General features: G+C 53.2%; 15 protein-coding genes. 12 read left to right on the forward strand and 3 right to left on the reverse strand.

What is annotated here, in order from left to right; translation table 11 throughout:
- Window positions 1–142 precede the first annotated feature (142 nt).
- The 11 genes from FW415_RS15395 to rbsK are packed head-to-tail and all read left to right on the forward strand — an operon-like array spanning window position 143 to window position 18429.
- Window positions 143–3070 (forward strand): SusC/RagA family TonB-linked outer membrane protein, encoded by a 2928-nt coding sequence (locus tag FW415_RS15395; protein WP_148386663.1) that lies wholly within the window; start codon window positions 143–145, stop codon window positions 3068–3070.
- Between the two features lies 1 nt (window position 3071).
- Window positions 3072–4586, forward strand: coding sequence for a RagB/SusD family nutrient uptake outer membrane protein (locus tag FW415_RS15400; RefSeq protein ID WP_148386668.1), 1515 nt, complete (start codon window positions 3072–3074; stop codon window positions 4584–4586).
- Between the two features lie 17 nt (window positions 4587–4603).
- Window positions 4604–6193: a carbohydrate-binding protein gene (locus tag FW415_RS15405; RefSeq protein ID WP_168208834.1), complete on the forward strand. Its 1590-nt coding sequence runs from the start codon at window positions 4604–4606 to the stop codon at window positions 6191–6193.
- A gap of 22 nt (window positions 6194–6215) precedes the next feature.
- The gene (locus FW415_RS15410) at window positions 6216–7259 is read left to right on the forward strand and encodes a DUF5007 domain-containing protein (protein WP_148386674.1); all 1044 of its coding nucleotides are present in this window, start codon (window positions 6216–6218) and stop codon (window positions 7257–7259) included.
- Between the two features lie 32 nt (window positions 7260–7291).
- Window positions 7292–10426, forward strand: coding sequence for a SusC/RagA family TonB-linked outer membrane protein (locus FW415_RS15415; RefSeq protein ID WP_246858758.1), 3135 nt, complete (start codon window positions 7292–7294; stop codon window positions 10424–10426).
- Window positions 10427–10443: 17 nt separating this feature from the next.
- Window positions 10444–11973, forward strand: coding sequence for a RagB/SusD family nutrient uptake outer membrane protein (locus FW415_RS15420; RefSeq protein WP_148386680.1), 1530 nt, complete (start codon window positions 10444–10446; stop codon window positions 11971–11973).
- Window positions 11974–11983: 10 nt separating this feature from the next.
- Window positions 11984–12700: a hypothetical protein gene (locus tag FW415_RS15425; protein ID WP_148386683.1), complete on the forward strand. Its 717-nt coding sequence runs from the start codon at window positions 11984–11986 to the stop codon at window positions 12698–12700.
- A 17-nt stretch (window positions 12701–12717) separates the two neighbouring features.
- The gene (locus FW415_RS15430) at window positions 12718–14304 is read left to right on the forward strand and encodes a DUF5008 domain-containing protein (RefSeq protein WP_148386687.1); all 1587 of its coding nucleotides are present in this window, start codon (window positions 12718–12720) and stop codon (window positions 14302–14304) included.
- A gap of 11 nt (window positions 14305–14315) precedes the next feature.
- Entirely contained in the window at window positions 14316–16046 is a 1731-nt protein-coding gene (locus tag FW415_RS15435; protein ID WP_148386690.1) for an alkaline phosphatase family protein, read from the forward strand.
- Window positions 16047–16059: 13 nt separating this feature from the next.
- Entirely contained in the window at window positions 16060–17451 is a 1392-nt protein-coding gene (locus tag FW415_RS15440; protein ID WP_168208835.1) for a DUF1735 domain-containing protein, read from the forward strand.
- Window positions 17452–17460: 9 nt separating this feature from the next.
- On the forward strand, window positions 17461–18429 hold the full coding sequence (gene rbsK, locus FW415_RS15445) for a ribokinase (RefSeq protein WP_148386696.1): 969 nt from the start codon (window positions 17461–17463) through the stop codon (window positions 18427–18429).
- A 98-nt stretch (window positions 18430–18527) separates the two neighbouring features.
- Here rbsK and FW415_RS15450 read toward each other — a convergent pair whose 3' ends face one another.
- Complete coding sequence (locus FW415_RS15450; protein WP_148386700.1) at window positions 18528–19607, reverse strand: Gfo/Idh/MocA family protein; 1080 nt, start codon at window positions 19605–19607, stop codon at window positions 18528–18530.
- 35 nt (window positions 19608–19642) lie between these two features.
- Here FW415_RS15450 and FW415_RS15455 point away from each other — a divergent pair, with 35 nt between their 5' ends.
- On the forward strand, window positions 19643–20296 hold the full coding sequence (locus tag FW415_RS15455) for a class I SAM-dependent methyltransferase (protein ID WP_168208836.1): 654 nt from the start codon (window positions 19643–19645) through the stop codon (window positions 20294–20296).
- A gap of 4 nt (window positions 20297–20300) precedes the next feature.
- Here the strand turns inward: FW415_RS15455 and FW415_RS15460 are convergent, their stop codons facing one another.
- A complete protein-coding gene (locus tag FW415_RS15460) occupies window positions 20301–20693 on the reverse strand; it encodes a VOC family protein (RefSeq protein ID WP_148386707.1) in 393 nt (130 codons plus the stop codon).
- Window positions 20694–20749: 56 nt separating this feature from the next.
- On the reverse strand, window positions 20750–21595 hold the full coding sequence (locus tag FW415_RS15465) for an AraC family transcriptional regulator (RefSeq protein WP_148386710.1): 846 nt from the start codon (window positions 21593–21595) through the stop codon (window positions 20750–20752).
- Between the last annotated feature and the right edge of the window lie 68 nt (window positions 21596–21663).

A 21663-nucleotide genomic window follows, 5' to 3' on the forward strand; every position in this document is an offset into this window, starting at 1 on the left:
TAATTGCTAAATCGATTTAGGCCTAACTAGATAGCTGAAGGTTAACGGATACTTTTCACATTATTTTATTTTTTCCACGGACTTGACAGTGTAACCATCGCTGCAGGGCAGTGTATTTCCTGCCTCTAAAAAATATATACTTATGTGTTCATTTGTACGGATCAACATCACGTGCCTGCTGATGTATTGCCTATCCCATGCCCACTCCGCCGGGGCCACCGGGCTGCATATCCTGCAGGATTCCGTTCCGCCATTGAAAGCGGAAACGGTTTTCAGAAAAGCGGATACGCTGATACTGGAAAGGGAAAACATTTATCCATACACATCATTACAGCAACTGGTGAAAGGCAACGCCGCCGGTGTATATGTACAGGAGCCGAGCGGCGAACCCGGCAGTAATATGAGCATGTTCATCAGGGGCACCGCCATCCCGATGATCAGCAGCCGGGATATCTATGAAGCGCAGCCCACAGTAATACTCGATGGCATCCCGATGATCATGGATCACCCCTTTGCATTTGATATCCAGCTGTATGATTACAACAGGATCGGGCCGGCTACCAATATTCTTTCATCGATCGATCCGGACAATATCTCGTCCATCGAAGTGGTAAAGGATTTCGGCAGGGCCGCGCTGTATGGTCCACGTGCTGCGAACGGCGGTGTGATACTCATTACCACCAAAGCTCCGGTCATGGGCAAGCGGAGAATCACTTTCAATACGTATTTCGGCATGGTGCAAAGGCCGTCTACGTTTACAACCAACGCAAAATTCGAGAACGATTTCCGCCAGCCGTTCTACGATAAATATGCGAATACGGACCAGTTGCAGAATTACCCTTTGTACCTGCGCGACTCTACGAACAACGCGTATTACGGGCCCTCCAACTGGTCTGATCTTTATTTCCGGAACAGACCGGTGTACGGCGTGAATGCCAGCCTCTCCAGTGGTACGGAACGTGCGAATTTCATGTTTGCCGCCGGTAACCGCAAAACCAACAACTCCGCTGACGGCGCCCGCCTGGACCGCTATAACGCCCTGTTCAAGATCAATATGGTGCCTGTCCGCGGACTTACCATATCGGCCCTGATCAACGGCACCCGCCTGGAGCGAACACGCAATACCTCGCTGCGGGACCGTTTCGCGGAAATGCAGTATATGCCTGATCTGAGCAATCCGCTGCCGCCAAACAAAGAGTATTACGGCCGTTTCCTGAACGAATACACGAAATCGTTCGACGAGAACAAGCTCAATGAAGTGAACGGATACTTCAAGATGGATGTCCGTTTTTCTGACAAGTTCCGCTTCAACTCCGCTTTCGGCTTTGATTATAACGAAGGGCTGCGCGATCTGTTCTACCCCAGCACCCTGCTGGAAACGGTGAATTATGTGTCCAATTATTTCGGTTACAATCAGCGGGTATTCTTCGACAATACCCTCACCTTCCGTCACCAGTGGAAAAAAGCGCATGACCTGACCGTTGAAGCAGGGCAGGTGTTCCAGTCGGATTACAACCGCTACAGCTACGCTTATGCTTACAAGGGGCCGAATGACCTGATCCGTGTGAACCTGTTGCATTCCGCGAACGATGACAATAAATACCGCCCGAAATCTTTCCGGCATGAATTGACCTATATGTTCATGGACCAGCATCGTCACCGCCTGTTGTCCTTCTACGGGCGAGGTGTTTATAAATATAGGGACCTGCTGGACTTTTCCCTGTTATTGAGGGCTGACGGATCTTCCAGCGCACAGCCGGACAACTGGTGGATGTTTGCGCCGACCTTTGCCGCCGGCCTGAATGCGAAACAGCTTTGGCTGGAAGATCATCCGGGCATCAGTCATCTCCGGCTCGGCGCCAGCTGGGGAAGAGTAGGGAGGCTGCTGCCGGACGACCGTTTCGGAGAAGGCCCGCAATATACTTCGGACCTTTCCTTCAGCAATAACCCTGTCCGTTTTTCCTACAACGGCTTCCCGGGCATGAGCCGGGCATATACCTCGGGCTATATTGGCTATGGTATCAAATGGCCTTATACAGATCAGCTTGAAATCGGCGCTGATGCAGGTTTCCTGCAGAACAGGCTCAGCATTTCCCTTGCTGCTTATGACCGGGTGGACAAGAATATGCTGCTGGGCATTCCCTTCTCAGCGGAATATGGCTACAGCCTGCAATACAAGAACGGCATGAAAGTGCGCAACAGGGGCATTGACCTCTCCGCACAGCTGTCCGTTTTGCCGGATAATTACAAGGTACGGTGGGTGGCAGGTGTGAACGCGAATTACAATCGCAACACCCTGCTTGCCTTGCCGGATGGATTGCAGGAACTGGCTGTCGCCAACGGCACCAGGCTGCTGAAAGTGGGCTATTCCATCGATCAGTACTGGCTATTGCAGAACAACGGCATTTATAACCGCGATGCGGATGTGCCGGTGGACCCGGTTACACAAAAGCCCCTGAACTATAAAGGTATCCCGGTGATCGCCGGAGATCCGAAGTGGGAAGACCTGAATGGCGATTACATGATCGACGACCAGGATAAGCGGCTCATGGGGCATGCATTGCCGGTTTTCGCAGGCGGCTTTAACAGCGACGTGAGCTGGCGCGGCTTCACCCTCGGATTTGCTTTTTATTATACACTCGGCCGCAAGATCATGAATCATGAAATGGCCAACCGGCTGGATTTCGTGAACAGGGAAGGGATGATAGACATGAATGCGGTAAAGGAGATCACGTTCTGGACAAAAGCGGGCAATTACGACCAATACCCCCTGTATAATCCCTGGAGCACCGTAGTGCCGTACCGTACGGACCAGGACCTGTTCCTGGAGAACGGCTCCTTTCTCAAACTGCGCAACCTTTCCCTGCAGTATGATATGACACAGGCAAAATGGTGGAAGAAGAACGGCACCCTGAACCGCCTCACCCTTTACGGCACCGCCAGCAACCTGTTCACCCTCACGCCTTATACCGGCGGTGATCCGGAACTGGTGGATTACAACGGTTTTGACAATGGTTATGGCCTGCCCATTCCCAAGACATATACCATCGGTTTAAAAATGGAACTCTGACATGAAGCAACTATTCATATATACGATCCTGTTAGGCTGTCTGCTCCAGACAAGCTGCGAAAAATTGCTGGATATTGATTCCAGTCATGCCGTATCCGAAAAGAATTTCTGGAACTCGCATGAAGATACCCGTACGGCGCTGATCAGCGTGTACGGCCTGATGCGGGCTGCCCTGGCAGATAACAATGCTTTCTGGATGTACGGGGAACTGCGGCAGGGCGACTTTACCGCCATTCAGCGGCAGGACCTGAAGGCCATCATCCGCGGGGATCTCAGGGCACAATACCCCCTGCTGCAATCACTCTCCAACTGGCGCCGTTTTTATGCGGTGATCAATGCCGCGAATATGTTCCTCGAACATGTTGGCGAGGTGAAAGCGCGTGATCCCAAATATACCGATCAGAATATGCGGGTGGACATCGCGCAGATGCGGTTCATGCGCGCTTATACCTATTTCTGCCTGGTGACGGTTTGGGGAGATGTTCCCCTGATCACCGCTTCGCATGACGGGGTATTCACGAACAAACCGCGGGAAAAGCAGGAAACGGTACTGGCATTCATCGAAAAAGAAATGCTCCAGTCCGCCGAAGACCTACCTTACCGCTACAGTGCAGATGATCCTCAGCAGCTGGGCAACTACTACAATGAAAGCAATGCCCGCTGGATGGGAACACTGGCCCGCAAACTCACGGCATATGCCATGCTGGCCCACGTAGCGGCCTGGCAGGGCAAATATGTGGATGCCTCCGTGTACGGGCGTTTTGTGCTGGACAATTACGGCAAGGCCGGCAGCTTTTATCTCAGCACGGAGGACCTGACGCGCAGAGGCGGATATTTTCACTGGAAACAGCATAATCACATCCTCGGGTTCAATTTCGACTGGGGACATGTGGATGCCTCTTTCTCCGGGCACCTCGAAGAACTGAGCCTTGCCCGCCCCGTGATCAACAAAGCGTTACCGGACATTTACATCCCCAAGGACACCATCCTCTCCGTATTTGACCAGCCGCTGGACGAGCGTTTCAGTCTGGATACCCTCACCGGCGCGCCCACATCCCAGCGGTATTTCACCAGCTTTTCCAGCCAGGTGCCCATTTTCAGCAAGGTCAAGGAGATACAGGACGGCGGCACCACTGATCCATCCTTCCGCATCTATTCCAGTTCCATCCTCGTTACCCGTCTGGAGAATATCACGCTCCTGCAGGCAGAAGCGCTGGCGGTGATCGGCCAGCGGCAGGGGGCTATTGACCTCCTGAACACGATCCGGGACCTCCGCAGGATCAAAAAGTATGATGCGGCCACAGAGGGCGACCTGATCGACGCTATTTTCCGTGAACGCCGCAAAGAGCTGATGGGAGAGGGCTGGCGCTGGTTCGACCTGATCAGGCTGCAGAAGATCAAGCAGGACGACCCTGCATTCCTGGAGCTGATCCGCAATGGCGGCATCTACTGGCCGGTTGCCAATGAAGTGCTGACGCAGAATCCTCTCATCAAACAGAATCCCTACTGGCAATGATAAAAACTGATAAAGTTATGCGCAACATAAAAATGCTCACCGGCCTGTTCATTACCTGTTCTTTAACGGGACTGTTGTACACCGGATGCAAAAAAGACAAGGGTTTTTATGCGTATGAAAACCAGTTGAAAACCTTTGACGGCAATATTTATGAATTCCTCGAATCCCAGCACCAGTACGATTCCTTCCTGCTGGCGGTAAACCGGGTAGCACTGGATGACAGCCTGCGTACCGGCGCCTATACGGTATTTGCACCGGCGGATGTGAGTTTCAACCAGGCGATAGAAAGCATGAATACGCTTCGCAACATGCAGGACCGCCCGCAAATGCACATTGGTACCGTGCCGCTGGAGCAGCTGGATTCGCTGGTTTGCCGGTACATCGTCAGAGGCGTGGTCCGGGCGGACAGTATGCTGTTCCAGGACGGGCTGACATTGCCGGCGGTACGGTATGCCTACCCCATGCATGGCAAGCTCACCTATACGGATGCTGAAGGCCATGTAAAGGGCGGTCCCGGCGTCATCCGCTTCAGCGATACCAAAGGGGTGATCTATACCAACCGCTGGAGCACCGCTACGACCATGGCCATAGATATCAGTACCACTAACGGCATAGTGAACATCCTCGAAAAGGATCACATGTTCGGCTTCGATGAATTCATCCGCAGGATGAACCCCACCAACTCCAGCCCATGGGGTGAATATCCGTTCTTTATCCCCGGTGTCATCGGCTTTGAACAGTTCGACCGCGGCGGTGCGAGAGTGGCGTACCACGACTTTTCGCTGGACAACAAAGGCGGTCAATTCCGCCCCGCGGAGTATGTAGACATTACGAACTCCGAGGAAGGCGGCATGAAAGTAGGCTGGACGGAAACGGATGAATGGATGAAATACACCGTTCAGGTAACGGAAACCGGTGCTTACACCTTTATTCTCCGGTACGGCAGTCCAAATAACGACGGCCGCATTCACCTTGAGCTGGATGACAAACTGGTGATCGGCAGTCATATTATGATGACCTCATCCGGTGGGTACAACCAGTTCAAAGACATCTCCACAACCGTTAACCTGACCGAAGGAAGGCATGTGCTGAAGATATATTACGACTTCGCCAATTTCGATCTCCGCTTTATGAAATTCCTTCCGGTGGGCCGTCCGCTGCCCATTCCCGGGCTGATCACGCTGGAAGACTTCATGCCCGGCGGTGAAGGCGTGGGATACCATGACAATAATTCCGGCAATAACGGGAATCATTACAGAAGGGATGAAGGCGTGGATATTGACGTCACGAAAAATGACGGCGGCGGTTATCACATTGGCTGGACGGAAGGGGGAGAATGGATGAAATACAGTGTGGATGTGAAAACAACCGGTTTCTACAATATCTATACCCTTGCAGGCACGCCTAACAACAACCGGAGGTTCCGCATAGAATTCAACGGCGAGAATGTGACCGGTACAGTGGTGGTGCCCAATACAGGGGATTACAACAGACGGGTCAACATTGTTAACACGGTGCACCTGGAAAAAGGCCCGCAGGAAATGCTTTTTTATATAGAAGACGGAGGCTTTGATGTGAAGCATATCACCATCCGGCCATTGAATTAACAGCCCATCTTAAAATACGATCATGCAAAGGAAAACAGTAACGGTATTAATAGTGGTATTGGCATTGGCCGCCTGCAGGAAGTGGGCGCCGGATGACCTAGACTACCTGAGCCCCCGTGCGGTGTACAACCAGAAAGTGTTCAGTCCGGTTATGGGCCGTACAACGTTGTACGCGCAGATCTTCAATACAGATAATTCCAGCACACCCATTCAGTTCAAAATGACGAATGTGCGGTACAAGACAACCGGCGAGCCAACGACAGACCTTGCAACGCCGGTAGAGGTCCTGGTCTGGAAGCAGGCTTATAACGGGGAAGAAAAATCCATTGCGGAGATAGATGCGAAAAGGGTAGTGGAAACGCATCCCGCCTGGGAGATCCGCCCCAATTCCGGCGAGTTCATCCTTTGGGCGGCAGCGGACAATTCCGTGCTGCGGGAGCAGCCGGATTCCGGTTACCTGTTCGATGTGGAAGCATCCAATTCAGGCGGGAAGAATGTTTATACAGATCTGGCGGTGATGCCTTACCGGGAGCAGCCGTATTCTCCCTATGAATACGATCCCGTCACCGGGCTTCAGCGCGCGAATTACCCTAACCCTTCCGACTCTTCCGTGTACAAACTGATCTACAACAACCCGGGCGTGCAGAACGTCACCGACGACGAAACGAACCTGGCCCTGCGTAATGACAGCATCCGTGTCTTATTCCGCAGGAAAGGCGATGGCAGCTCGCTCACCTTCAAGTTCATGGACAAGGATTCCATGGCCATCGATCCGGCCAAATTCAACAGGACGGCCTGGGATACGCTGGTGCACGGCTTCAACCGGGTGACCACCAAAACGGAAGTACGTTACGATGTGGCTTACCCCATCCCGTTGGTCCGTTACCGGACGCGGTACACGAACGGGGACGGATCACAGGCATATGTGAAGTTCATCTGGGACCGCATCGGTTTCGGGAATATCCGGGAAACCTGTTCCATCGATCTCAACTTTTCCATTTTCCGGAAAGGCGACTGGGAGGTCATATTCTTTTTCCAGCATAACCCGAGGTTCCGCGACGAATAAATACAATCACTGTAATGATAAACTCTACACTCATGAAATTTCCAGGTATTGCCGGCTTGATGCTATGTATGCTGTTTTGCACCATGTTGCAGGCCCAGACGCCGGCCAGGATCCAGGTAAAAGGTGTGATCAGGGATGCCGAAACCAACGAGCCGCTCGTGGGCGTGAGCATCCAGGAAGGAACGCCGCCCAAACCGGTTGGCGTAACGAACGAGAACGGCGTTTTCTCTGTGACGGTACCTGCGAACGGTATTCTGCTGTTCCGCTACATCGGCTTTTCCGACTATAAGGTCAAGGTCAACAATAAAAGAGAGATCAACATCCGGCTGACCGTGAATGAGAACAAGCTCAGTGAAACGGTGATCATCGGTTATCAGCGCAAAACGCGCGAGACCACTACCGGCTCTGCCGTGAAGATCAGCGGGAAGGACCTGCAGGATATCCCCGTTTCCAATGTGGAGCAGCTGCTGCAGGGCCGTGTGCCGGGCCTCAACATCCAGAATAATACGGGTACTCCCGGCGGGCGCGGAATGATACAGATCCGCGGCCTGTCCAATATCGATGTAAAAGGGAATGGTAATGATGCATTTTTATCGCCTACTTCTCCTTTGTACGTGATAGATGGTGTGCCGATAGAAGCGGATGCCAATTTTGAATACGGCTATCAGTCGGTAGGCCCCGGTGTAAGCCCGCTGTCGCTCATTCCGCAGGAAGACATCGAAAGCATGGAGATATTGAAAGATGCCCAGGCTACGGCGCTGTACGGCTCCAGGGCCGCCTACGGCGTGATCCTCATCACTACCCGCCGCGGCAGCTCACAGGTGCCCCGTGTGCGCTATACCGGCAACTTCTTCGTGAACACACCGCCAAAGCTCCGCGAAACCATCGGCGGTGTGGAGGAAAGACGCCTGCGGATCAACCAGATCTACAACAGCAAGAATATGGATGATATCTACCGCATCTCTACCACCCCTTTTCTTGCTGACAGCCTGAACCCTTATTACAACAACTCCACCAACTGGCAGGATATTTTTTACCAGACCACCTTCAACCAGTCCCACAACGCGAATATCAGCGGCGGTGATCCCAAATTCAATTACAAGGTAGACCTTGGTTATTATCATGAAGAAGGCGTGATCCGCAACACGGGTTTCGACCGGTATTCCATCAACACCAATATGCTGTACCAGCCTACGCCGAAGCTCCGGGTGCTGACCACGCTTTCCACCCAGGTGGGCAAACGGAACAAGGGGGATGGCAACGGGCTTATACAGAACGGCGTGTCCAGCAATGCCAATGCGTCCTCGCTGCTGCCTGGCCCTTCGTTTTACCAAAGCACATCTTCCGTTTTGTCCGCGTTAGGCACCGAGAATGACAATAAAACGGCGAATTTACGGACGAGCATAGACATCAACTACCAGTTCGTTCCCGGTTTGAATGCCGCTACTTTCCTGAGTTACGACTATTCCTCCAATACGGAAGACCGGTTTACGCCTGCCGCGGCGCGTAACGATTTTTCCCAGGTGTATGCGTATAACGACCGGAAATTCACGCTCAGCAACCGTAACATGCTGTCTTATTTTCATTCGCTGAAAGAGAAGCACAACTTTTATGTGGCGGTATTCAACGAGATACAGAACCGTGGCTTCCAGGGGCAGCTGATACAGCAGGAGAAAACACCGAACGATCAGTACCGTGGCCCGCTGGGGTTTGACGGTTGGGCATCACGCGGCGGCGGGTTGCTGGATAATTACAGCAAAGGGCATATTGCTTCATTTGCCGGTACTTTCAGCTACAACTACAAGCAGAAATATGTGCTGGATGCCAGCTACCGGCTGGATGGCTCTTCCGGCAGCGGTTTCGAAGACCCCTATTCCAAAAATCCCTCCATCGGCCTGCGCTGGAATTACAACAAGGAAAAACTCTTTGAGAACAGCTCCTGGCTTACCTATGGCTCTATCCGCGGCAGCTGGGGGCAGAACATCGTGCCCTCCGGCGATATCTTCGCCATCTATGGTACGTACGACCCGCGGGGAACGTACAACGCTAATCCCCGCCTGGGCATCAACTTCGGGCAGCTGCCCAATACCTATCTGAAACCTACCACCACCACGCAGTATAACTTCGGGCTGGAAACCGGTTTGTTCAACAGCCGCATCGAGGTACTGTTCGATGCTTACTACAAGACCGTAAAGAACCTGCTTCGCAATAAATCCGTATCCAATATGACCGGTTTTGATTTCATCACTACGAATGAAACATCGCTGATCAATTACGGGTATGAGCTGATGCTGACCTTTCGTCCCCTGCCGCCTACTGCTGCCGTGAACTGGACGGTCTCTGTCAATGGCGCCATCAACAAGGACATCCTCACCAGCCTGCCTGACGGTGCAAGACAGCTGGTACAGTTTGATAATAACAATTCCCAGCACATCCTGTACCGCGTGGGCCGTAATTCGCTCACCAATTACCTCTTCAAAACGAATGGCGTGTACGGATCGGACAAGGATGTTCCGGTAGATCCGGCAACCGGCCTGCCTTACCGGAATGGCGGCGGCACCAACTACTTCCGCGCGGGAGATCCCATCTGGCTGGATGTGGATGGCGATTATATCCTTACTAATAACGACTATATCGCGGCGGGCAATTCCCAGCCGGTGATCACCGGCGGGTTGCAGTCCAACCTCAACTGGAAGAGTTTTTCCTTCAATCTCAGCGCTTCCTACACGGCCATCAGGGATATCCTGAACAATGCGCTGGCCGAAAGGATGCAGTTCCTCGGTGATCCCTACAATCCCAGGGCTGTAGTGGATTTCAGCACCGTGGATTACTGGAAAGGGGCAGGCAGCAATGCCGCATATCCCAATCCCTTTGACTATGTGCGCTATTCCCAGATCAGGCCTTACCGTTATGATCAGACGCTGATACAGGAAGACGGTTCCTATTTCAAGATCAATACCATTTCAGTGGCTTACCTGGTGGACAGGACATTCACGCAACGTTATGGCCTGAACTCGGTGCGTCTCTATCTGTCCAGCAACAACGTGGCGACCTTTTCCAGCTACAGCGGTCCCAATCCGGAGAATGTTTCCGCGCTGGGGCGCGACCAGTCCGGCGGATACCCGATACCGCGTTCCTATAACATTGGCCTGAACGTAGAATTTTAATCATTAAAGCATTGCATATGTTTCGCAGGATACTATATATCACGGCATTACTCACGCTCCCGGCATTGCACGGGTGCAAGAAATTCCTGGATGTAAAACCGCTGGACCGTTTGTCCGGCAACGCATTCTTTCAGACGCCGGAGGATGTGGAGCAGAACGCCTGGGATATCTACGGCCTGTTCCGCGATGCTACCGGCTCCTGCCCGTTGTTTGCCGCTGCCGGTGAGCTGAGGGCCGGTATGCTCGGAGAGTCCCCGCAGAAGAATGACGGGAACGACCGTACGTTCATCGGTGTGATTGCCCAGAACGATCTGATGAATGTGGTGTACACGCCATCCGGGAAAGGATTCTGGGATATTTTCAGATTCAACCGGATGATGGACTGGAAGCCTTATTACCGCATCATCCAGGCCAGCAATATCCTGCACTATGAATTGACCCGCCGTGAAATACCGGGCCTTTCGCCCGATGATGTGCGCAAATACCAGGCGGAGGCAGTGTTCATGCGTTGCCTGACCTACTTCATCATGGTAAGGATCTGGGGCGATGTGCCGTACTTCACCACGGCCTATCATGAAACGCCGCTGCCGCGTGAAAAGATGACGGTGGTAGTGAATAAATGCATCGAAGAGCTGAACGCTGTGAAAGACGATCTGCCCTGGACCTTTACGGACCCGGCTTTCCGCGGCGCCCGTGCCAGCAGGGGAGCGGCGCTGGCGCTTATCATGGAGCTGAGTATGTGGAACGCGGGATTCGACAAGGCGAACGCCCGGAAATATTATGAAGGCACCGCCGCCGCCGGAAAAGAACTGGAGGAAAGCGATGCCTACCGGTTGCTGCCCATTGAGGAATCCTTCACCATCTTTAAAGGCCGCTCCGAAGAAAGCCTTTTCGATATCGTGATCAATTCCAACTACGGGGAAACCCTGGGCGAGAAATGGAATGATCTCTCCGAGTTCGTTACGCACTGGCCTTATAAACGCCCTGCTGCCACACACCAGTACAGCTTCGCTTTCATCCGCGCAGAGCATTTGCGCCGCCTGTATCCCGCAGGCGTGCCGGATGCCCGCACGGAAATGTGGTTCGATGCGCAGATGTACGCCAACGATGGCACATTCCTTTTCCTCAAGTACAGCAGTGTGCACGAACAGGGTAATGCCGATGTGAATGTGGACAATGATCTGATCATCCTGCGGTACGCCGGAGCTATCCTCATCTATGCCGAGGCATTGGCGGAGATCGGGGAGGACGATGAAGCGATCCGCCTGCTGAACCTCATCCGCGCACGCGCACGTACAGCGCTCTACCAGGGCGGTGGAGGGCCGCAGCTCAAGGAAGCCGTTTTTGCCGAAAGAGTGAAAGAGCTGATGATGGAAGGGCATTATTACTTCGATCTGGTGCGCACCGGCAGGGTAATGAGCTCACAGTGGTGTTTCTATCCGCTTACGCAGGCGCAATTCGAGAACGGTGGATGGACCTGGCCGCTAAGCCCCGCCGCACTCGATAATAATCCTTATATGCAATTGAATAATTATTGGTTACGATAAAACATATTTTATGCAGCAGATCAACAGGCTACATGTGTTAACGGTTTTACTGGGCATCCTCGTCTGGATGAGCGCCTGTAAGAAAGATGAGTATTACCGGGACTCGGGTGTGCATGATCCGAATTTCAAAGGCACCACCATGGATTATCTCGATGCCGTTCCTTTTCATTTTGACAGTGTGGCGGCAATCGCCAGGCTTGCCGGAATGGAAGACGTTTTCGGCAATGATACGCTCACCTTCTTTTCCCCGACCGACCGTTGTATCGGCCGGCTGGTGAAGCGGATGAATATCGATCTGTATGCATTGGGATACGATACGGTAGTGAACCTGGAGGATGTGCCATCCGCTATCTGGAGCCAGTACCTGCAGCGCTATATGTTCCATGGCGCCAATCAGCTGAAGGACTATCCGCAGATCGATTATAACCTGCGCTCCATATATCCCGGCCAGGGTTACCTCTCCTGGAACAAAACAGCGATGAACATCGGGGTGATCTATAATGATGACAATGGTGTGAAGTACGTAGGCTACCGCCAGCTATCCATCGCCTATATTCCCAATCCGGCGCGGCCGCTGGATAACTGGAACCGTACGGACGTAGCGTCCAGCAATATCCTCACCTACAACGGTGCGGTGCATGTGCTGCGGGATGACCATAACTATTTCGGATGGGACTACGGCAAGTTTCTGGCCGATATGAAAGCAGCCCTGGATACTGAAGACTGATAAAACTGAAAATACGCATGAAAGCAATACAATATACCGGTATGGCCTGGATCGTCCTCTGGATGTGCATGGCCTGCAAGAAAGAGAATAAATCATTTCCCGATCCATATGCGGGCGGGCGGCAGCCACTTGGGGTAAGCCTCAGCACCGATCCGCCGACACCCGGGGATGGCGCGCCGGGCACCGTGATCCGCTTCAAAGCCAGCGGCCTCATTCCGCATCAGGATTCCATCAGCTTCAACTTTAACAGCGAAGCGGGAGAGATCGTATCCGTAGATTCCACCGGCATACAGGTGAGGGTACCGGAAACAGCCAGCACCGGCGTTTCTTCCATCACCATCGGAGACCAGATATTTTTCGGCCCCGTATTCTCCGTTAAGGGGAAACTGGAAGTTGATCCTAATTTTAAAGTCGTTACCGGCTCTAACAACCGGATCACTGATGTGTACCAGTATGCTGACGGGCGCCTGCTGTTCACCGGCCATTTCTCTGATTTCGACCGTAAAGGCGTGGTAAAGCCGCTGAACCGCATCGTGCTTACCTCGCGGGACGGGGAAGTGGACCGTACACTCTTGTCCGGCAGGGGTGCGGATGGCGGGATCTCCGCCATCACCGTGCTGCCGAATGGCAAACTGGTGATCGCTGGCGGTTTTTCCTCTTACGATATCCACCAGGCGGAAATGCGGAACATTACCGTGCTCAACAACAACGGCTCGCTGGATAGCGCTATCGTCAATACCTTTTCGAAGAAAGATACGGTACCGGCCTTCAATGGCGGAACGGACGGCGGCATCAACAAAGTGTTCGTGCACAATAACATGATCACGGCTATCGGCAATTTCAATTACTATCTGCAATATATCTATGACCAGTCGGACTACCTGATGGAGCGGGATTCGCTGATCACGGACAGTACGATGGTGCGCCAGCTGATCCGTTTTTATCCTGATGGCGCGCTGGATTCCACATTCAATTATGATCTCACCCGGCACCGCAGTTTTGACGGCGCCAATGGTCCCATCTCGGACGCCATCATGCAGGAAGACGGCAAGCTGATCATTGTGGGGCGTTTTACGCGGTACAATGGGGAGGATGCTCCTTTCATCGCGCGGATCAATACCGATGGCAGCCTGGACCCCGGCTTTGGTGGCGAAGGCGCGGATAACGGGATCAGCAGCATCCGGTACAACGCGGTTACGCAGAAATATATGCTGGCCGGCTCTTTCCGCAAGTTTGGCGGGCAGCCTTACAGCGGCCTGGTGATGCTGAACAGGGATGGTACGCCGGACCCTTCGTTCCAGCCGTTGCCGATGGGGAACAACGATAATTATTATCACGCCCAGCAACTGGATAACGGTCTTATCGTCGTCAACGGGTCTTTCCGGAACTATGGCGCTGTACACCGTACCGGGCTGATGATATTGCGGCCGGACGGTTCCCTGGCTACAGGTTATAATAACGCAGGTGACTTCGACGGGCACCTGTCCAAAGTATTTGAAACAAAGAATTCTTCCGGTCAGACGCAGGCATTGCTGCTCGGTTCCTTTTCCAGGTTCAACGAAAAAGATGCAGGCAATATCATCCGGTTGTTATTAAAAGAATAAATATCATACTTATGAACAGCAGCAAGTTATGGATAGCGCTGATACTGGCAGTTTTTACGGTCATCGCCTGCAACAAGGGCTTTGACAGGCTGATCGAAGCAAGGGAATACGAAGATACCACGGGCATTGTCACCAGAACACCGAAAGTGTTGCTGCTGGTGGTAGATGGCGCACGAGGCGAGTCGGTACGCGATGCCAGGGCGCCGAATCTGCAGGTTATGCAGGAACATGCCATCTATTCCTGGCACAGCATCAGCGATACCCTGAGCATCCGTCCTACAGCCTGGGCCGACCTGCTGACGGGCGTTCGTAAAGAAAAACATCGTGTGCTGGACAAAGCATTCTCGGATAATCATCTGCAGGAATTCCCGGTATTTTTCAACTATATACGGCAGCGCAACCCTTCATTCCGTATTGCGGCGTATAGTGCTGCGGATTCGCTCGGTTCCATGCTGATCACCGGTGCGGATGTCAACCGCACATTCGGGAATGATGATGAAGCGATGGTGAACGGTTTGCTGGATGAGCTGAAGATCGATACCGCAGGATTGGTGTTCGGCCAGTTCAGCGGCGTAGCCGAAGCCGGCGACACTTATGGGTATGACATCAATTTTCCGGAATACAAGGCGGCTATCCTGAAAGCCGATGAGCAGATCGGCAGGATCATGGCCGCGCTGCAGCAGCGGGAAACCTGGTCGCAGGAGGACTGGCTGGTGGTGATCACCTCAGGTAACGGAGGCCCTTTCTCCATAGATCCCGGAGACGATGACGGCACGATCCTGGCCAATCCGAAAGTGAATACCTTCACCTTCTTTTATTCCCCGCGTTATGCGCCGAACTTTATCGACAGGCCGTACACCGGTAACCGTTATTCCGGCAAAGCCGTGCGCCTGTACGGTGATGATCCTTCCAATGCGGTGTTCGCCACGATTGAGGACGGCCGTGCAGACTATAACCTGAGCGATACCAATGAAGTGACCATATCGCTGAAGATCAAAAAGAACCGCACGCCGTACGGAGATTATTCCTACACTTATCCCTCCGTGATCGGCAATAATATGTCCCTCGACTGGTGGAACAATACCGGGTGGAACATTTCCCTGGAAGGCAATGGATGGGGTGTGCATTTCGGGCAGAACGGACGAGGGTTCAACATGGCTACCGCCACCAATATTGCCGACGGCCGCTGGCATGACCTGACCGCCGTATTCCTGAACCGTGACGATAAACGTTTTCTTCGCCTGTACACGGATGGCGGCTTTAACCGCGAAATGGACATCACCCAGTACGGCAGTTTCGATACCGATGCGCCGCTCACACTGGGTTATATGCCCGGAAATGTGACGGACAACCAGCGATGGCTGAACGCCTACATCACGGAAGTCAAATTCTGGGGCGCAGCCTTGCCGGACAGTGTGGTGGCCAACTACGTATGCAGCCCGGAGTTGCCTTCCTCGCATCCGTATAAAGATTACCTGATCGGCTACTGGAGCTGCAAGGATGGGTTCGGCGGCGTTTTCAAAGATCAGAGCGATCTGCATAACGATTTCGAGATCAAAGGCGCTTATGTCTGGGACGATTTCAGCGATCTGATGTGCCCCACTTCCGCTACCAACCTGGCGCAGCTGGTGCCGCAACCCGCGGATGTTGCCCGGCAGGTGCTCAACTGGCTGCAGATACCCGCAGACACAAAATGGGGATTGGATGGAAGAGTGTGGGTGACCTCCTATACCGGAATATAAAAAAATGATTGCGATGACCTACAAACAATTCCATATGAAAATGAGGCTGATGCTGCTGCTGGCCGCCAGTTTCCTTGCCTGTAAGAAAGACGGTAAATTCCAGGATGAAGACATGGGCCCGGTAACGGTGTCCATCGCCAGTACAGCCGGTACCATCAACATTCCTGACGGGAATAACTACATCCTGAATACAGATCAGCTCAGCATTCCACTGAATATTGTGATGTCCGCCTCGGCGCCCAAATATTTCACCCTGGGCATCCGCCCGGACGAGGATACGGCCCGGAAGCTGATCGAAGCGCAGGTACTGCCGGACGCCGTATTGCTGGATGAATCGTACTATGAGCTGCCCAAGTCAGCGGACATCCGTTTCGGGCTGGATTCCATACCGGTAATGCTGGAAGTGAACATGCAGGCGGTGGAAAAACACTACGGCAAAAACCTGGTGCTGGCCGTGCGGCTGGAGAATCCCGGCAAGCAGAATGCCCTGTCGCCTTCCGGCAGCATGGCCATTGTCGTGATCAATACAGCGGGGCTGATCCGGGAAGATGAGCTGCATTACCTGTCTTTCACCAATGCCGGTACGCTGCTGTCCATGCCTTCATCCGATGATCATACCCTGGGTGAAACCGAAGTAATATTACCGGTAAGCCTTACCCTCGGCGGCGCCGCGGGCGGTGCTTTTACGCTGTCCGTGAATGAAGTGACAGATACGGCACAGGCATTGATCGATGACGGCACGATCACAGACGGCGTATTATTCAGAAAGGATGATGATTACATTTTGCCGCTGAATGCCTCGTTCGATGCTTTTACGAACACGGCCAAATTCGATCTGCGCGTCAAAACAGCTTCGCTGAAGAACAATGCGAACCGTAAACCCGTACTGGCGCTGACCATCAGCGACCCCACAAAGCACCTGATCGATGAAACAAAAAAGACGCTGGTAATGGTGCTGGACCCTGCCAGGCTGATAGAGACCGATATCACGGGTACGAATATACGGTACACCACGCAGTATGAGAACACCAGCAATGCCAATGAAACATCCGGCAAACTGATCGATAATAATATCAATACCAAGTTTCTGCTGTTCAACTTCACTTCCGCCTGGATGAAGCTGGAGTTTGATACGCCGCAAACTTCCGGCGCTTACACCCTGACTTCCGCGAATGACGCTCCGGACCGGGACCCGAAGAACTGGACGCTGGAGGGATCGAATAACGATGTGGATTGGGTAGTGCTGGACCAGCGGACGGACCAGAGCTTCGGATCGCGTTTCCAGACGGTCAAATATACTTTCCCCGACAGGACGCCATACAAGTACTACCGGCTGAACATCACGTCCGTCAGAGGCGGCACGTTGTTCCAGATGGCGGAATGGCGCCTGATCAAAAGACCTTAAAATCTGTTTATGAAGAGCACTATCATCCAGACAACCCAAAACCCCAGGCCCCGGATCGTTGTTGCGGGGAGTTCTGCCACCAACATGGTCATCCGGGCGCACAACCATCCTGTGCCAGGCGAAATGGTCATGGGAGAGCAATTTTTCACAACACCGGGCGGCAAGGGCGCGAACCAGGCAGTGACCGCTGCCCGTTTAGGCGCTGCCGTTACCTTCCTGTCAAAGATCGGCAACGATCTTTTCGGTCGGCAGGCCATTCAGCAACTGATGGAGGAAGGCATCAATACCAATCACATCCTGTCCGATCAGCGCCTTCCGTCCGGTGTGGCATTCATTACCGTTGATGCGGACGCCCGGAGCAGTATGACCATCGCTCCGGGTGCCAACAGCGCTTTTCTTGCCCATGAATTGCCGGCCGCCACGGAAGCGGTCCGGCAGGCGGATTACCTGTTGCTGCAGCTGGACATCCCGGAGGAGACCGTATTACAGGCAGCCCGTATGGCCGTTGCTGCCGGCGTGCCCGTAATGCTGGACCCTTCACCGGCCTACGCCTGCAGTGATGAACTGTTGCAGCAGGTCACCATCCTGACCCCCAACCGCATCGGCGCCTCCCGGCTGTCCGGCATCCAGGTAACGGGAATGGACTCGGCAGTTGAAGCCGCAGGCATCCTTTACCGGAAAGGCGTCAAGGCTGTTGTAATGACATTGGGGGCGGAGGGAGCGCTGGTGTTGCAGGGAGATCAGTTGTCCGTCATTCCCGCAGTTGCCGTGAGCGCAGTGGACACTACCGCTGCCGGGGATGTATTCAACGGGGCCCTGGCCGTAGCGCTGGCCGAGCACCGAAGCCTGCAGGAAGCCGCCACATTTGCCTGCCGCGCCGCTGCCATCGCCATCACCCGTTGGGGCGCGCAAACGGCAGCACCTTACAGAAGAGAAATGGAAAAGAAAATTTTCCATACATCAAGCGCATCCGTTTAAACTGGCACCGGATGTCGTCTGCAGTATAGTCAAGTCCAGTTGTCTAGTCTATCATCATATCATGCGGCCGGATGTTTCTCACATCCGGCGCTTGTATGTCAGAGCTTTACCTGTTTGCCTGTTCGCACGGATTCCCTGGCGGCTTCAAGGATTTTTACCACCAGGAGGTTATTGGCCAGGGCATACAGTCCGTATGCTTCCGGCCGTATTTTGCCGTTCACCACATCGGCCAGGTAGAGGAACGGGTCCTCATAAACCGGTATATCCGTTGCCGTTACCTTCCCGGCTACGGTGCCGAATGCGTTGCGTTGCACCAGGTTGTACCGGTCCGGCGCCATGATATACCCTTTGTCGCCGTATATCTCCATATCTTTCCGGTTAAAAGGCCAGTTCCACGAAGCCTGGATGATGCATTGCGCATCAGCATAATCCACAATGATGGTGGCATCATCGTCAACTTTCGGATATACAGCAGGTTTGAAATGCCTGGTTACCGCTGTTACGGCCAGCGGTTTTTCTCCTTTCATGAGAAAGGTCATCAGGTTGGCGCCATAACAGCCGAAATCCGTCAGCGCCCCGCCGCCATTCAGCACCGGATCTGTCAGCCAGGCCAGGAATTCGGGACTGCAGCCGATCTCTTTCGGACCCTGGTGGCCATCGTGGATCACCACTTTCCGTACCTGCCCCACGTAATTGCTATCCTGCACCAATTGGAAAGATTTTGCCACGGAAGGATACCAGCTTGTTTCGTAGTTGGTGAGCAGGTGAATGCTGTGTTTCTTCGCCAGCGCCTCCATTTTTTGTGCGTGCTCCTGGCTCACGGCCAGCGGTTTTTCCACCATCACATGAATACCGCGCGGGGCACAGGCTTCAACCACGGAAAGATGACTGTAAACGGAGCCGAATGCCAGCACAGCCTGCGGCTTTACCGCATCCAGCATTTTGCCCAGATCGGCATAAATAAGGTCTTCGGAAAAACCGTAACGTTTGGCATATCGTTTTGCCAGGCCGGTATCGGCCGAATAAACGCCAGCCAGCTGAATGTCTGTTTTGTCCTTACGGCCGAGTATCCAGCCCACATGACCGTGGTCTATGCCGGCAACGGCTACACGAAGCTGTTGTGCGGCCGTATCTGAAAATGTCTGCAATATCAGCAGGATGATGAGTAATGTACGCATACATAAATATACTCGTTTTGTGTACCTTTAGTATCATGGAAAATAAAGATCAGCGATATATTGCGGCGCAGCTGAAATGCCCTTCCGGCGAGGATGGCATCAAAGCCGCCGAAAAGATGAACGATAACAATGCCGGCGTGATCGGAAAAACGATGGCACTGGCAGCGCCGGCGGATGGAGCGTATATCCTGGAGCTTGGTCCGGGTAACGCCTATCATGTCAGGGAGCTGTTGTCTATGGCAAGGGGGCTTCGTTATGCGGGCGTGGATATTTCCGATACGATGCTGGCCGAAGCCGGTCTGATGAACCGGGAGCAGGTGGCCGCCGGAACCGCATCGTTCCGCAAGGGCGATGGCCGCAGTTTGCCTTTTCCGGACAATACTTTCGACAAATTCCTGACGGTGAATACGCTGTATTTCTGGGAGGATGCGCCGGGTATGCTGAAGGAGATCCGGCGGGTGCTGAAGCCCGGTGGCAGCATGGTATTGTCCTTCGGCAGCCAGCGCTTCATGCAGCATCTGCCTTTCGTGCAGTACGCATTCCGGCTGTACAATGAGCCGGAAGTGACTGCTATGCTGGAAGCAGAGGGCTTCAGGGTGCGCGGCACCGATTTTTATTTTGAGGACGCGAAAGGGATGAACGGCGAAACGCTCACGAAAGAATTTATCCTGATCAGCGCGGAGAAATAAGCCATTATTTAGCGGCCGGTGCGATCAGGTCCCACAAATTGCCGTACAGATCGGCAAACACCAGTACTTTGCCCCATGTTTCCACTACAGGCTCCCGTACGATGTGGATGCCCTGTTCAATCAGGTTCCGGTGGTCCCGGTCAAAATCATCCGTATGGAGGAAGAGAAAAACCCGCCCGCCCGTCTGGTTACCTACCCGGCTGCTTTGCTCCTCATTGGCCGCTTTGGCCAGCAATAACCCGCATTCGGATCCCGGCGGCGCTACGCGCACCCATCGCTTGGTTTCACTCAATACCGTATCTTCCAGCAGTTGAAAACGCAGTTTTTCCGTATAGAATGCGATAGCTTCATCATAATCACTTACTACAATAGCGATATGGGCCAGTTGTTGCTTCATGGGCGTTGATGTAATGTCTTTTGATCCTGATCACTGCAATTTGCTGCAGGCGGGCGCTAATGTAAATATCGTTTTTTGAAATCCCGCGGGTTTTCCCCGTTGATCTTCCGGAATACTTTATTGAAATAGGAGAGTTGCTCAAAGCCCGTGGCAAAACAGGTTTCGGTCACCGATCTGTCCTGCAGCAGCAGGTTTTTTGCCTGGTTGATGCGGCAATGGTTCACAAAATCCGTGAACGTCATACCGGTCTGTTTCTTGAAATAGCGGCAGAAAGCGGCCGTGGTCATATGCACCTGTTGTGCAATATGGTTCACATCCGGCCGGAGGTGGTAACTGGCATCCACATAACGGTAGATCGCGGACATGCGTTCCTTGTCTTTCTGCAGCTGATTGTGGCTGTTGGTCTGATCGTTCAGCTGCACGACTTCTTTGCTGGTGGCCATGATCTGGAAGACCTCCAGCAGGCTGATGAGCTGCCGGAAATGATCCAGTGAAGGCATCTGCTTCAGTTTTTCCGCCAGCTGCAATTTGGTTTCGCCGGTGAAGGAAAGGCCGTATTTCGCTTTTTCAAACAGCACTTTGATCGCGGAAAGCTCCGGCGCCTGGAGGAAACGCTCTCCCAGAAAATCTTCTTTCAGCTGTACCACGATCTGGTTGATCTCCGTTTTCAGGCCGTAGTCGAAATTCAGGTGCGGTACATCCGGGCCGATGAAGATCAGGTCACTGTCGGTATAACTGGAAAGGTGCTGCCCTACATGGCGGGTGCCGGAGCCGCCCTCTACGTAAACGATCTCATATTCCGGGTGGAAATGCCAGTAGAAGGACTTTTTGAAGCAATCCGTCTTCAGGCGGAAGGACTTTCCCGCGTCCGGCCTGATCTCTTCCAGTTCGATCTTCTTCATGATAAGGCAAAATTAACACTTAAATCAATATCAATACAGTACAAATAATGGTCATTATAGGAGAAAAC

The sequence above is a fragment of the Chitinophaga sp. XS-30 genome (genome assembly GCF_008086345.1).
Taxonomy (GTDB): domain Bacteria; phylum Bacteroidota; class Bacteroidia; order Chitinophagales; family Chitinophagaceae; genus Chitinophaga.

What these genes read in the sequence shown, in the direction of transcription:
- FW415_RS15420 (WP_148386680.1), top strand. Translation starts at nt 10,444, where the DNA reads ATGTTTCGCAGGATACTATATATCACGGCATTACTCACGCTCCCGGCA.
- FW415_RS15400 (WP_148386668.1), top strand. Translation starts at nt 3,072, where the DNA reads ATGAAGCAACTATTCATATATACGATCCTGTTAGGCTGTCTGCTCCAG.
- FW415_RS15435 (WP_148386690.1), top strand. Translation starts at nt 14,316, where the DNA reads ATGAACAGCAGCAAGTTATGGATAGCGCTGATACTGGCAGTTTTTACG.
- FW415_RS15415 (WP_246858758.1), top strand. Translation starts at nt 7,292, where the DNA reads ATGAAATTTCCAGGTATTGCCGGCTTGATGCTATGTATGCTGTTTTGC.
- FW415_RS15465 (WP_148386710.1), bottom strand. Translation starts at nt 21,595, where the DNA reads ATGAAGAAGATCGAACTGGAAGAGATCAGGCCGGACGCGGGAAAGTCC.
- FW415_RS15395 (WP_148386663.1), top strand. Translation starts at nt 143, where the DNA reads ATGTGTTCATTTGTACGGATCAACATCACGTGCCTGCTGATGTATTGC.
- FW415_RS15405 (WP_168208834.1), top strand. Translation starts at nt 4,604, where the DNA reads ATGCGCAACATAAAAATGCTCACCGGCCTGTTCATTACCTGTTCTTTA.
- FW415_RS15450 (WP_148386700.1), bottom strand. Translation starts at nt 19,607, where the DNA reads ATGCGTACATTACTCATCATCCTGCTGATATTGCAGACATTTTCAGAT.
- FW415_RS15410 (WP_148386674.1), top strand. Translation starts at nt 6,216, where the DNA reads ATGCAAAGGAAAACAGTAACGGTATTAATAGTGGTATTGGCATTGGCC.
- FW415_RS15425 (WP_148386683.1), top strand. Translation starts at nt 11,984, where the DNA reads ATGCAGCAGATCAACAGGCTACATGTGTTAACGGTTTTACTGGGCATC.
- FW415_RS15430 (WP_148386687.1), top strand. Translation starts at nt 12,718, where the DNA reads ATGAAAGCAATACAATATACCGGTATGGCCTGGATCGTCCTCTGGATG.
- rbsK (WP_148386696.1), top strand. Translation starts at nt 17,461, where the DNA reads ATGAAGAGCACTATCATCCAGACAACCCAAAACCCCAGGCCCCGGATC.
- FW415_RS15455 (WP_168208836.1), top strand. Translation starts at nt 19,643, where the DNA reads ATGGAAAATAAAGATCAGCGATATATTGCGGCGCAGCTGAAATGCCCT.
- FW415_RS15440 (WP_168208835.1), top strand. Translation starts at nt 16,060, where the DNA reads ATGACCTACAAACAATTCCATATGAAAATGAGGCTGATGCTGCTGCTG.
- FW415_RS15460 (WP_148386707.1), bottom strand. Translation starts at nt 20,693, where the DNA reads ATGAAGCAACAACTGGCCCATATCGCTATTGTAGTAAGTGATTATGAT.